The 12,881-nt window shown below is 56.7% G+C and carries 12 protein-coding genes; all 12 read left to right on the top strand.

Annotation, left to right across the window (positions count from 1 at the left end; translation table 11 throughout):
* Positions 1-282: 282 nt before the first annotated feature.
* The 12 genes from CU100_RS27545 (at position 283) to CU100_RS14310 (ending at position 12,842) form a co-directional block, all read left to right on the top strand.
* Positions 283-948, top strand: coding sequence for a lytic transglycosylase domain-containing protein (locus CU100_RS27545; protein WP_342588310.1), 666 nt, complete (start codon positions 283-285; stop codon positions 946-948).
* 16 nt (positions 949-964) lie between these two features.
* Positions 965-1,303 (top strand): TrbC/VirB2 family protein, encoded by a 339-nt coding sequence (locus CU100_RS14365; protein WP_106717317.1) that lies wholly within the window; start codon positions 965-967, stop codon positions 1,301-1,303.
* Positions 1,304-1,306: 3 nt separating this feature from the next.
* On the top strand, positions 1,307-1,606 hold the full coding sequence (locus CU100_RS14360) for a type IV secretion system protein VirB3 (RefSeq protein WP_106717316.1): 300 nt from the start codon (positions 1,307-1,309) through the stop codon (positions 1,604-1,606).
* A 5-nt stretch (positions 1,607-1,611) separates the two neighbouring features.
* Entirely contained in the window at positions 1,612-4,026 is a 2,415-nt protein-coding gene (locus tag CU100_RS14355; protein WP_106717965.1) for a VirB4 family type IV secretion/conjugal transfer ATPase, read from the top strand.
* Positions 4,017-5,105 carry a lytic transglycosylase domain-containing protein gene (locus CU100_RS14350; protein WP_106717315.1) on the top strand — a complete coding sequence of 363 codons (1,089 nt, stop codon included), beginning with the start codon at positions 4,017-4,019 and terminating at the stop codon, positions 5,103-5,105. The genes CU100_RS14355 and CU100_RS14350 overlap by 10 nt, the downstream gene beginning before the upstream one ends.
* A gap of 9 nt (positions 5,106-5,114) precedes the next feature.
* The gene (locus CU100_RS14345; protein WP_106717314.1) at positions 5,115-5,816 is read left to right on the top strand and encodes a type IV secretion system protein; all 702 of its coding nucleotides are present in this window, start codon (positions 5,115-5,117) and stop codon (positions 5,814-5,816) included.
* A gap of 211 nt (positions 5,817-6,027) precedes the next feature.
* Positions 6,028-7,041: a type IV secretion system protein gene (locus CU100_RS14335; RefSeq protein WP_106717312.1), complete on the top strand. Its 1,014-nt coding sequence runs from the start codon at positions 6,028-6,030 to the stop codon at positions 7,039-7,041.
* A gap of 34 nt (positions 7,042-7,075) precedes the next feature.
* The gene (locus CU100_RS14330) at positions 7,076-7,768 is read left to right on the top strand and encodes a virB8 family protein (protein ID WP_106717311.1); all 693 of its coding nucleotides are present in this window, start codon (positions 7,076-7,078) and stop codon (positions 7,766-7,768) included.
* Positions 7,768-8,580 (top strand): P-type conjugative transfer protein VirB9, encoded by an 813-nt coding sequence (virB9, locus tag CU100_RS14325; protein ID WP_106717310.1) that lies wholly within the window; start codon positions 7,768-7,770, stop codon positions 8,578-8,580. The genes CU100_RS14330 and virB9 overlap by 1 nt, the downstream gene beginning before the upstream one ends.
* Entirely contained in the window at positions 8,580-9,830 is a 1,251-nt protein-coding gene (virB10, locus tag CU100_RS14320) for a type IV secretion system protein VirB10 (RefSeq protein WP_106717309.1), read from the top strand. Before virB9 ends, virB10 begins: the two co-directional genes overlap by 1 nt.
* Complete coding sequence (gene virB11 / locus CU100_RS14315) at positions 9,796-10,824, top strand: P-type DNA transfer ATPase VirB11 (RefSeq protein ID WP_106717308.1); 1,029 nt, start codon at positions 9,796-9,798, stop codon at positions 10,822-10,824. Before virB10 ends, virB11 begins: the two co-directional genes overlap by 35 nt.
* Positions 10,821-12,842, top strand: coding sequence for a type IV secretory system conjugative DNA transfer family protein (locus CU100_RS14310; RefSeq protein WP_106717307.1), 2,022 nt, complete (start codon positions 10,821-10,823; stop codon positions 12,840-12,842). The genes virB11 and CU100_RS14310 overlap by 4 nt, the downstream gene beginning before the upstream one ends.
* Positions 12,843-12,881: the final 39 nt, after the last annotated feature.

Below are 12,881 nucleotides of genomic sequence, written 5' to 3'. Positions count from 1 at the left end.
TTGTCGATAGCTCGACTGCAAAATTTGGCGTGGCCCAGGACCGGAAGCAAAGGCGAGGTGTATATGAGTTCGAAGGAGATCACCACTTTCGCAGGCATCAGCTTTTTCATAGCATGCTGCGCAACCAAAGCTTACCCTATTGATATTTCAGCTTCTTTGTCTGATAAACCTGTCTCTTCGAAGCCTACCGAAGCCGCGATTTCAGCAACGAGCGCGCCTTCTCACCAAGAGTTTGTATTGCGATCTTCAGGCGAGTTCGCAAATTCGGGTAGCGGCAACATCATGAATATATATGGTAACGCTTCAGTCGGCATGCCGTCCTTTTCGGCGGTGACCGGAGTGGAATCCATCGCGCAGCAGCCGGCTGAACTTAATAACATATTATATTCACGTCGAACGTCAGGTTCGGTGGTGCCGGAATGCGGCCCCTCTCCGCTAGGCCCAGCAGAAATCGAAGCTTTGGTCGGCGCGGCCGCAGCCTCCTACGCGATCGACCCTCATTTTGCCAAAGCCATTGCCTGGGCGGAAAGCCGGTACGATCAGGTTCGCAACAGTCCGAAAGGTGCGCGCGGCCCGATGCAGCTTATGCCTTCCACCGCATCTGCTCTCGGTGTGCAGGACCCGTGTGAGCCGAAATCCAATGTCGACGGCGGCGTTCGTTATCTCAAAGCGCTGATCGACGAGTTTCAAAACCCGTTGCTTGCGGCTGCAGCGTACAACGCCGGAAGCCGGGCTGTGCACGACAGTGGCGGGATTCCGCCTTATGGCGAAACCATTCGCTACGTCGCGACGGTCATCAATTACCAGCTGGGGCTTAAACTTGATCAGGGTAGTACTTCGCCCCGTAGTCCGATTGCGATGCGGGATGGAGACGGTTCCAGCTCACAGGCAAACGATGACACGAGCGGCCGAGCCAGCCGGTTCGTCAAGGGCGTCTTGCATTTCTAAAGTCAAGGAGGCGTGAATGAGAAGCATCCTTTCCGGTCGGCAAAAAAAGACGAGGCAGATAACGGTGACGTTGTTGATGCTCGCCGTGTCACAACTTCTTGCCAGCGACATGGCCATGGCACAGGCAACCAACCAGGCCTTTGCGCCGCTCCAGACGGTGGTTCAGGCGGTCGTGGATTTCATCACCGGCCCGTTCGGGCGTCTAGTCGCCATCATCGCGGTTATCGGCTTGGGCTTTCTGGCTTTTGCAGGCCGGTTGAGCTGGTTCACCGCCGGCGCAGTCGTGCTCGGCATTGGTCTGGTATTTGGAGCACCAGCGATCGTTGACCAGTTGATGTCGACGGTCGGGAACTGACCGATGGCTGAATTCGAGGACGACAAGCCGGTCTTGACCCCCCTCATCATCGGCCTGACCCGGTCGCCGACGCTGTGGGGGGTTCCCTACATAGCTGTCGTCATGGTCATAGGCCTGACGATCATCGCCTGGCTCGCCACAAATACCGTCTGGGCGCTGCTGGCGGCACCTGTCGCCTACTTGGTTCTTTTCACGCTGTGCACCTGGGACAGCCGCATCCTCGACGTGCTGCAGGTGGCAACACGTCAGACACCCAAGACCCCGAACAAATCATTTTGGGGTGCCAACTCTTACGGACCGTGACCGTCATGCTGAAACTCATTCGAGACGAACTAGGGTTTGGCAACAGGCTCAGCTGCGAAAAACCCATGGCGAAGCATATACCATACCTGCGACATGTCGCCGACACCGTCGTAAAGCTGGAGAGTGGCGCGCTGCTCTCCGTCATTCGCCTTGATGGGCTGTTTTCTCAAACCGAGGACCAGGCCGAACTCAACATGCGATCCGTAGTACAAAACACGATGATCCGAGCGCTCGGATCCAGCCGCTTTTCCCTATGGTCGACCGTCATCAGACGTCAGGTCGAGAGCGATCTGGAGGGCGATTTCGCTGACCCATTCTGCGATCTGCTCAATCGTCGTTACATGGCGCAGTTGAGCGAAAAGCGCATGTTCACCAACGAACTCTATCTGAGTGTCATACGGTCTGGAATGCGCGGTGCGCTCGCACTTGGGGATAAAACGCGGCGCCTCATCGACAAAACAGGGTTGCGAGATGCCATCGTCGACCAGACGCGTGAATCGGTCAGTGAGCTCGAAGAACTTGTCGGCAATATCTGCAAGGATCTGCAGAAATATGCCGCACGTCCCCTCGGAATTGTCCATCGCAGGCAAGAACCATATTCAGAGCCGTGCGAGTTCTTCCAGACGATCCTCAGCTGCGGCGTGCCCCGCCGCATGCGCCTGCCCCGCATGAGCATTTCCAACTACATCGGAAGCTCGCGCCTGCATTTTTCCAGACGCATGATGCAAGCTCAAGCGCCGACCAAGGAAGAGGATCGCTTTGGCGCGATGCTGTCGATCAAGGAGTATCCTCCCTTCACCGGTCCGGGCATGCTGGATGGATTGTTGCAGGTCAATCACGAATTCATTCTGACCCAGTCATTCACCATCACCGACAAGCCGATCGCCCAGGAGCGCATTTCCCGGCTGAAACGCCAGATCGCCGCGTCGGATGAGGCCGGCAGCGATGTCGAAAACGATATCGACTTTGCCCTGAACAGCCTCATGAACCAGGAGGCAGTGTTCGGCCTCCATCACCTGACCCTGCTATGCCTGTCGCGCGATCTGGATGGGCTCAACAAGTCCGTTTCTGACCTAGGCGCGTGCCTCACCGACATGAACGTCAACTGGCTGCGGGAGGATCTCAATCTGGAGGCCGGCTTCTGGGCCCAACTTCCTGGCAATCATAGTTACATCGCCCGAAAGGCACTTCTCTCCAGCGCCAATTACGCGGGTCTGTCGTCCATGCACAACTTTGCAAGCGGCCAGCCGGAAGGCACGCATTGGCACACCCCCATCACCATCCTTGAGACGACTAGCCAGACCCCCTACCGGTTCAATTTTCACCGCAGGGACATCGGCCATTTCCTGGTCACAGGACCGACGGGTTCCGGCAAGACCGTCGTCTTGACCTTCCTACTCGCCCAGGCATTTCGCGTTCGACCAGCCCCTAAAGCCGTTTTCTTCGATAAGGATCGGGGCGGCGAGATCTTCGTGCGGGCTATGAGCGGTGCCTACGAGGTGCTGACGCCCGGCACATCATCTGGGTTCAATCCCCTGCAGCTTGAAAACAGCGGACCAAACCGCGAATTCCTCCTTCGCCTGCTCAAGGCCATGCTTAGACACAGTGATGGCAGGCATTTCGACCAGGAAGAGGAAGACATTCTCGAAAAGGCGCTGCTCCGGCTGATGCAGGAACCGGCAGCCCAGAGGAACCTTGCAAACCTCTCCGGTCTTCTGATTGGTCGCGCCCGCGCCGGCCCCAACGACCTGAATGCCCGGCTAAGGCCGTGGATCGATGGCGAGAAGGCCTGGCTTTTTAACGCCCAGCACGACGTTCTCACCTTCTCCGAGCGACAGATATTCGGGTTCGACATGACCAGCATCCTCGACAACGAGGAGCTCAGGACGCCCGCGCTTATGTATATTTTCCATCGTCTTGACGAGCTTCTCGACGGCAGACCGGTGATGATCTTCATGGACGAAGGCTGGCGCCTTTTGCGTGATACGACGTTCAGCGACTTTATCGTCGACAAGATGAAAACGATTCGCAAGTTGAACGGCATCGTCGGCTTTGGCACGCAGTCGGCCGCCGATATTGCCCGAGCGCCAGCATCGCACACATTGATCGAGCAATCCTCTACGAACATTCACTTTCCCAATCCGCGCGCGGACGAGGAAAGTTACATCAGGCGCTTCGGTCTGACGGTGAAGGAATTCAACTTCATCCGATCCACCCCCCCGGAAAAGCGGACATTCCTGATCAAACACGGCAATGACAGCGTCATCGCGAGGCTTGATCTCAGCGCCATGCCCGACATGGTCAAGGTCTTATCCGGCCGCAAGGAAACCATTGAGGAATGCGCGCGCCTGAGAGATGCGTTGAGCGATGACCCTCTCCTTTGGCTTCCTCGATTTTGCAGTTGGGAGGAATGGCCATGAAGCGTTTCGCCCTCCCCTTATTGACTGTCGCTGTGATCGAAATTCCTGTTCATGTCTGCGCCGACGTCCCCGTGATCGACAAGTCCGTCTTGAAAGAAGACACTGCGCGCGACGCGATGGCGCGCAAAATCGAAACGACCGACAAGGATCGCCACGCGATCAACACCTTGGTCACCTGCTCCATGTACCGCTCAGCCCGCCGCAACGATCCGGTTGGCGCCGCGGAGCAAAACGCCGAAATCTCCGGGCTCGTACGCCGTGTGGCCCGAGAAATAGGCGTCAATGAAAACGAGTTCCTGGCGCTGGTTTATCAAGAAAGCAGGTTCAATCCTTGCGCCAAATCCCGCGTGGGCGCCACAGGCCTGGCGCAATTGATGCCGGGAACTGCGGCTGAACTTGGCGTGGACGAGCACAACATCGAGGAGAACCTGCGCGGCGGTGCACGTTATTACAAGCAGCAGCTGTGGCGTTACAACGGCAATGTGGCTCTAGCCCTTGCCGCCTACAATTCTGGCGCTGGCAATGTCGATAGATCTGGCGGCATCCCGCCCTTCAAGGAAACGCAGGGCTACGTGCGCAGTATCACACAGGATTGGCTGCCGGCCTTCGGCGGATCCGACAAATCCGGCATTCCACTGAACTTTGGTGGTGGCGAGACTGCCTATACAGGTATGCGACAGTCCACGCTGAACGCCATGGGCACGACCAGAGCCGCCACGGAAAGTCTCTCGACCGTTGGAAGCTGGTATCAGCAGTTGGCGCGGCTCCAGACCGGAACCATCCAGGACAGTTGGGACAACAATTCCACAGCGCGCAACGCCAATCTGGAAATGATGAATAACGTCTTCAAGCTCGGCACAGTCATGGCCGACCTCATCAACTCGCGCAACGCCGTCACGATGTCAAACCTGTCGGGTTTGTCGCAAACGACATCGAAAGACAAGGGTGAGGACAGGCCTGGGGACGCCACAGGTTTGTGCGATCGGAAACTGAACCTCATTTGGGATCCCGACAAACGAGCCTGCATCGAGAAACGGGAAACTGCTTCGAACATACAGTTGATGCTGCAACCACAATAGGAGCCAATCATGAAATTGTTGAAAGTGACTGCTGCGCTCGCCTTTTTGTCGCTTGGCGTTGCCCATGCCGATGTCCCGGTGATCGACAAGAAGAACTACGAGATCGCGCAAGAGACGGCGGCCACAACCGCGAAGATCCTCGACACCAACGCTAACATTCTGGAGACTGTTGAGGATACCCTAAAGGCCGTGACCGGTGACAGAGGCAGCATGTCTCAACCCCTGCAGAACCTCGCCATCGGACAGGGTTTCAGCGTCGCTTCGATGCCTTCCCTCGACGGCCTCATCAAAGGCGGCGTTCCCGACTTCGGTAATATGAGTGGGGACATCTCCAAGCTCGCAACGACTTTCATCAACGGCCTGCAGCTGGTGAAGTCGCTGTCCGGCAAAGAAAACAGCGGTTTCTCCGGCGATAGATCCTACGAGCAACTGGTCAATAGTGTGTTTGGTGTTTCCGCCCTCATCAACGGATCGCACAAGGCCACGCAAACGCGGCGCAGTGCGTTCGAGGCGGCCGGGCAGAAGATCGGCACGGCCGAAGACATCAAAGGTTCTATCGACCAGAATACGCAGTTGCAGGTGCAATCCGGCCTCACCCTCAACGAAATGATCGGAGTGATGAACGGGGCGGTGTCATCGCTGCAGGCGGATAATCAACGTCGACTGACCGACATTTCCAATAGCAAAAAAGCGCTCAAGTATGGTGACTAAGGGCCGCTCGCGATTTCTTCCAATGGGCTTGCTGGTTACAGCGGCACTTTTAACAGGCTGCGGGACCGTCCAGGAAAAGACTGCCCCGTGCAAGCGGCCGGCGGAGGTTACGTCCTATGCAGACGATCGCCGATTAAGCTGTGGGCCGATGCGGAGCGTGAACGACCCAGCCATCGCCTTTGCTGCGATTGGGTTGGAATAGAGGGCGGTGATGGAAGACTTTCTTGGAGATCTGCTTCAGCGCATCGAGGACTCGGGAACATCGTTTTCCGAACAAGCCTACACCGTCGTTGGCCAAGAGATCATGCCCCTCCTACAACTGATGCTCGTTGCCTATGTCGGCTATTACGGCCTCCAGCTCTTCCTTGGGACAGCGCGTATCGGCGTGTCGGAGATTGTAGGTCGTATCGTCCGCATGATGATCATTCTTGCTCTCGTCAGTTCATGGACGAATTTCAACAACCTGCTCTATCATTGGATCAATGACACGCCCGAAGACGTGGGCCGTGCGATTCTCGCGGCTTCCGGAACAGGAATAACCGAGCCCACCAACGGCCTTTCGCAGATCTGGCGATCCGCCAATCAGGCGGCATCTGTCTTCGCCGAGCAATCGGGATACTTCTCGATCCTTCCCAGCATGATCGGCGTATTGGTCATGGTAGGGGCGGGAATCTTCATCGCCGTTGCTCTGGCGATCCTAATCCTGGCCAAGGTCATGTTGTGGGTCCTGATCGGCACAGCGCCGATTTTCATCGCCTGTATGCTGTTCGAGAGAACCCGTGGCTATGGCGTCGGCTGGTTCAACCAGGTTCTCACCTATGCCCTGATCCCCCTGTTCATCTATGTCGTCGCCTCGTTCCTGATTGCCGCAATGAATCCGGAGCTTTCGAAGATCGACGCCGCGAGCGGCTCGAGAACCCTCACGCTTGCGGATATTGCCGGCTTTCTTCTCCTGTGCGCCGCCGGTGCCTTCGTCATGCTGTACGTCCAATCGATCGGACAGGGCATCGCGGGCGGCATCAGCGCAGGAATCGGGACAACCGCGAGGCAAGCAACAAAAACCTTGGGACTCAGGGCTTTGCAGGGAGGAGCAACCGCGGGACGCTCGGCCTACCGCGGCGGCCGCGCACTTCGCGACAGGTACAGATGGAGTGGGGACAAAAACAGCTCCGGCATCAAGGTCGCGATGCAAACGAAGATCACTCAGAACGGCACGCCCGCTTAAGAGGGTGCCAACGTTCGAAGGGCATGAGGAACCAATGGCAGAGACAAATGACGAACGCTTGCGAACCTACTACCAGAGCGGAGACGTCTGGGAACAGGAAGTCGTCAAGAAGGCCAAACGGTCGCGAGCGCTGGCATGGTTTGTCACGACCATCTTTGGGGCAATTACGCTCGTGAGCCTTGCGACGCTCGCGATGCTCGTTCCTTTGAAGAGTTTCGAGCCGTATATCGTCGAGGTTGACAAGAACACAGGCTATGTCGAGGTCAAGACCGGCCTCACTAGGCCGACCAACCTGACCGAGCAGCGGGCCATCACCCAGGCCAATATCGTTCGCTACATCCGGTCGCGCGAAGGCTACGATCCCTTTGCCATCGAGCAGAATTTTGGCATTGCCGCACTTCTGTCGACTGGCAACGCGGCACGCCAGTTGCAGGATCTCTACAGCGCTGCCAGTCCACAGAACCCCTCAAGAGTCTACGGGCGTAACAAGCGCGTAACGACGGAGATCGCCTCGGTCACCTTTCCCAACACAAGCACCGGGATCGTCCGTTTCACGACTGTCGAGCAATCGGAAACGGAATCCATTCCCCGCCACTGGATCGCTGTCGTGCGTTATCGTTATACTGACACCCCTGCGACCAACGAATGGCGTTTTGAGAACCCGCTCGGTTTCCAGGTCTACGACTACCGTCGCGATCAGGAGACGGTGACCGAGGGAAGCCGATGATGGTCCCTCGCACGCCTATTGTAGTCATACTGGTGGCAATCGGATCTTTCGTACCGGCCTTTGCTGCGCAGACGCCAACGGCTGGTCGGCTTGATCCACGGGTCACAACCATCGTCTACCAGCCTAACAACGTCGTGCGTGTTTTTGCCACCTATGGCATTTCAACGATGATTATTTTCGACGAGGACGAGAAGTTCGAGACCATCGCGCTGGGCGACACCGAAAGCTGGGATGTTGTGCCGACCGACAATGGCAATATTCTCTTCGTCAAACCCAAAGCCCGACAGGTCACCACCAACATGAATGTGGTGACGACCAAGCGGATCTACTATCTTGAGCTCAATGACTACGCGCCCGAGGACGCCAAGAAGGTCTTTGGCATCCGCTTCGTCTACCCCGAGAAAGATCTCAACGCTTCTCTTCGCAAAGAGGCTGAGGCGCGGACCGCCAATCCAAACATGGCTGGCATCGATAAGGCCAACATTAATATCGATTACTCCTTTTCAGGCGACGGAAAGCTGAAACCATCAATGCTGTTCGATGACGGCAAGAAAACATTCTTCAAATTCGGCGCAACTGTTCCGGCAATCTTCGCCGTCAATGCCGACTTCTCGGAGACCTTGCGGAACTCCCGGCGCGAAGGTGAATACATCGTCGTCGATGGGACCGCGACCCAGTACACGCTGCGTGACGGCAACCAGTGGACCTGCATTTTTAACTTGAGAAAGCCTGACTTCGGGGCGCCCGATCCCGATATCATGGCGCCGAGCCTGGACGATAAGGCGAAAACACGCCGAAGGGGTGGAAACTGATGCAGCGGTCTCCAGAACTCGAAGCGATGCTTGCCGACGATAAGATTGACGTCAGAGACAAGCGCGCCCGACGAAAGCAACTGCTCGGAGGGACTGCCCTCCTTCTAGGCGGCGCGGCGCTGGCCTATGTCGTCGTGTTTGCTCCTGAGCAGCACAGGCCGGAGAGCGTCAGAGGTGACGAAGAATTCAGCACAACAACCTTCCGTCCACCATCGTTTCTTCGCGAGGGTGAGAAGCAGCCTGAAAAGAAACCTGAGCCTATCATCAAGCTGCCTGATCCCCCGGTCGCGGAGAAAAAGGAGGAACCATCAGATACAACTGAGTTCGAGGTCCCTGCTCCGCCCGGAATTGCGGAGACGATTGACGAAACAGCCAGCCAGCCCGAAAAAATCGAGGAGTTTCCCAAACGGTTTTTATCCAAGCAGGTCCTGATCGATTCGAGCAAGGGCGAGAATGGTCCCGACACCCTGGGTGCAAGCAGTACGGAGGGCGGACCGGTCGTGGCGGGCGAAGATCGAAATAGCAAGTTTCTGGCTTCCGCCTCAGCGATAGGCGACCGGTCAGCCAAAGCCCGGCAGATCGAACGCATCGATGCAATTATCTCTGAGGGCACCTTGATTCCCGGTATCCTTGAGACGGCCATCAACAGTGACCTGCCTGGGCAGATCCGCGCCATCACCTCACAGGATGTCTATTCTTTCGACGGCCGCCGCCTCCTGATACCGGCTGGGACACGGCTAATCGGGGAATACCAGTCCGAACTCACCCGCGGGCAGAAGCGCATATTTGTCATCTGGACGCGGTTGCAGCGAGATGATGGCGTAACGGTTAGGCTCAACAGCATCGGCACCGACAGCCTTGGACGATCCGGCCTCACAGGCATTGTCGATAACAAATGGCGAGAGCGTTTCGGCTCCGCAATCTTGCTCTCGATTGTCGGCGCCGGTTCTTCCTATCTGACAGGTTATGGTGGTGGGTCTTACTCGAGCAGCGGGAACAATGATTCCGATTCTGACCGTGCCGCTGAACTTGCTCGCGAAACCATCGCCCAGACATTCTCAGACATGGCCAACCAGGCGCTCGCAGAAACCCTCGAGATACCGCCGACGATCAGCGTGCACCAGGGCGAGCGCATCTTCGTCTATGTCCGCCAGGACCTCGACTTCTCCGCAATTTATCCGGATCCGGTCGTGGAAGCGCTGAAGGAAATCAAGCATGAGCGAGGCATCCGCCAAAATCAAAGCCGCTGATCATAGCCCGTACTATTTCCTGTGGCGGTCACTTGACCCTCTTGCCGACTTTCTGTCTGATCCGACAGTCGTGGAAATTTCGGTCAATCGGCCAGGGCACATCTATATTGAACGGCTCGGTGCCGGCGTGATGGAACATCATAAAATTCCGGCGCTGACCATGGGCGAGATCGAAAACATCGGCGAACGCGTCGCTGGCGCAACGCACCAGTACATAAGCCGGGCAAACCCGATCATCTCCGCAGCTTTGCCAACGGGTGAACGAATCCAGATCGTTCTGCCGCCGGCTGCGGCGGATGGAGGCGCCATCTCAATCCGCAAGCAGGTGACGAGTGACTTCACCCTCGAAGAGTATCGAGACACTGGCTCGCTGGAGAAGGTCTCTGTCGCAGTAGGCGGCCTCACCGAGGTCGAGCAGGCCCTCATCGAACATCTTAGAGCCGAGCGCATCTATGAGTTCATCAGGTCCGCCATTCGACAGCGCATCTCGATCCTGATCAGTGGTGGGACATCGACAGGAAAAACGACCTTTCTCAATGCCTGCCTCAAGACGATTGACCCTTTCGAGCGCATCCTGACCCTCGAGGATACGCGCGAACTCTTTCCGCCACAAAGGAACGCCGTTCATCTCCTGGCATCTCGTGGCGATCAGGGCACAGCGCAGGTCACCATCCAGTCGCTCCTCGAAGCGTCGCTCCGAATGCGCCCGGATCGCTTGTTCGTCGGTGAGATCAGGGGATCGGAGGCTTTCGCCTTCTTGCGCGCCATTAATACGGGTCACCCCGGAAGCATGTCGACAGTTCACGCGGATACACCTCTTGGCGCATACGAACAACTTGCAATGATGGTGCAGCAAGGCGGAATGTCGGCGGGGTACTCCAAGCAGGATCTGATGTCCTACATCCAGATGGTGATCCCGGTTGTTATCCAATTGCGACGCGAGGGCGGCCGCAGGGGCGTTTCCGAGATCTATTACGCAAGGCATACGGCATGAGCAGGACGTATCTTGCCGCCTATCTGTTGTTTTGCGGGATCATCGCTGTTGGCGTCTGGATCATCGGCTATGGCTTGATCCTGCAGTTCGTCTACAAGGACAGCCGCGTCCTCCAATTGACCGTCACAGCCAACCTGTTTGCGCCGGTACAGCAATTCTGGCTCTATTCAGACAATCAAGCACTCCAGATCGCAGCGGCAGGAGCGCTCGTTCTTGCAATCGCGGTTGCCACGGGAGCCGGAGTTTTTGGCTTGCGCCGTCCTTCCAACCCGCTGGGTGACGCGGCGTTCCAGGATATCGCTTCGATCCGGAAGGGAAAGTGGTTTCGCAAGGAAGGCCACATCTTCGGCAGAATGGGGCGCAATATCCTGCGGCGGCTCGATGATCGGCATCATCTCGTCATTGGCCCGACCCGATCGGGAAAAGGCGTGGGATATGTCATTCCGAATGCTTTGATGTTTCCGGGATCAATGATCGTCACCGATCTGAAAGGGGAGATCTTCCTGCAAACGGCTGGCTATCGAAAAGCGAACGGGCACCAAGTATTCTTGTTTTCGCCTGGGAGTTCAAAGACCCATCGCTGGAACCCGATGGATTTCATTCGGCAGGATCGTGGCAGCCGCACCATCGACATCCAGAACATGGCAAGCATTCTCATTCCAGAAACGCTGGGCTCTGATAATGCCGTCTGGCAGGGAACAGCCCAGCAGGTCATTGCCGGGGTAATCAGCTATGTGTTGGAAAGCAGCCACTACAGGAACCGTCGCAACCTTGGTGAAGTCAACAGCATCTTCAACGCGGGTGTCGATCTGCAGGTCTTGATGAAGCTAATCAAACAGAAGGAACCAGGTCTTTCACGGTTCACTACGGACAGCTTTAACGCCTACATTTCTCTCAATGAACGGGCGGCCCGTTCGGCTCTCCTTGATATTCAAAAGGCGATGCAGCCGTTTCGCAATGAACGCGTGATTGCAGCGACCAATGTCACCGACATTGACCTCGCTTCGATGCGCCGGCGCCGCGTTTCGATTTATCTCGCACCTAACATCAGTGACGTTACCATCCTACGTCCCCTCCTCACGCTGTTCGTTCAGCAGAGCATGGACCTTCTGACGCGCGACTTCGATCCCGGTGCCCTTCCCACTTACTACCTTCTCGACGAGTTCAGGCAGTTAAAGAGGATGGACGAGATCATGAACAAGCTCCCCTATGTAGCTGGCTACAAGATCAAGATGGCCTTCATCATCCAGGATCTCAAAAGCCTGGATGAGATCTACGGAGAGACGTCCCGACATTCGCTGCTCGGCAATTGCGGGCTGCAGCTCATTCTTGGGGCGAACGACCAGGCGACGGCCGAGTATGCCTCGCGCGCACTAGGGAAGAAAACTATCCGGTACGAGTCGGAGTCTCGGACTTTGAATTTGATGGGACTGTCGCGTCGGACGAAAGTTGAGCAGATTCGCGAACGCGACCTGATGATGCCGCAGGAAGTTCGCCAGATGCCGGAGGATCGGATGCTCCTGCTCGTCGAAGGGCAGAGAGCTATATTTGGACAAAAGCTCCGGTTTCATGAGCTGGCTGCGTTCAAAGCCGCAGCACAATTTGCTTCTGAGAACCAGCCGACCGTCCCGGACGCCGATTTTGTCGCCCTATCAAAGGTTCCGGTGGTTGGTGAAGGCTATGAGGGCAACTTGACGCCAGTGGGAGAAGAAAAAGGTCGAGCTGCAGATCAGGCCGCTGGCGAAGAAACGCCCGTTATCGTCGCCAAGGCGTTGCAGTGGGCGCCTAGCACGAAAAGTGTCAAGTTAAACTTTGAGCTCACTGAAGGACCATCTGATGCAACTGATAAGGAGACCGCAAAGATAGAGGCTCGACTTAAGACTACCGCCGAACGACTACTCGCGACGATCGATGCAAAGCTAAAGCACACTGCAGGCCTCTCATCGCGAAGCAGACTAAGCATCGCCGAAATTTTGAAGCAGACCGTTCCAGATCCGGCCGATGTCGGGCTTGCGTAGGGGGTGCAAAAGCCTATCCTGTCACCCACGGCCGCGATA

Origin of the sequence: Phyllobacterium endophyticum (genome assembly GCF_003010935.1) — a bacterium.
Classification (GTDB): Bacteria; Pseudomonadota; Alphaproteobacteria; order Rhizobiales; family Rhizobiaceae; genus Phyllobacterium; species Phyllobacterium endophyticum.
This window is presented reverse-complemented; position numbering and strand designations above follow the sequence as displayed.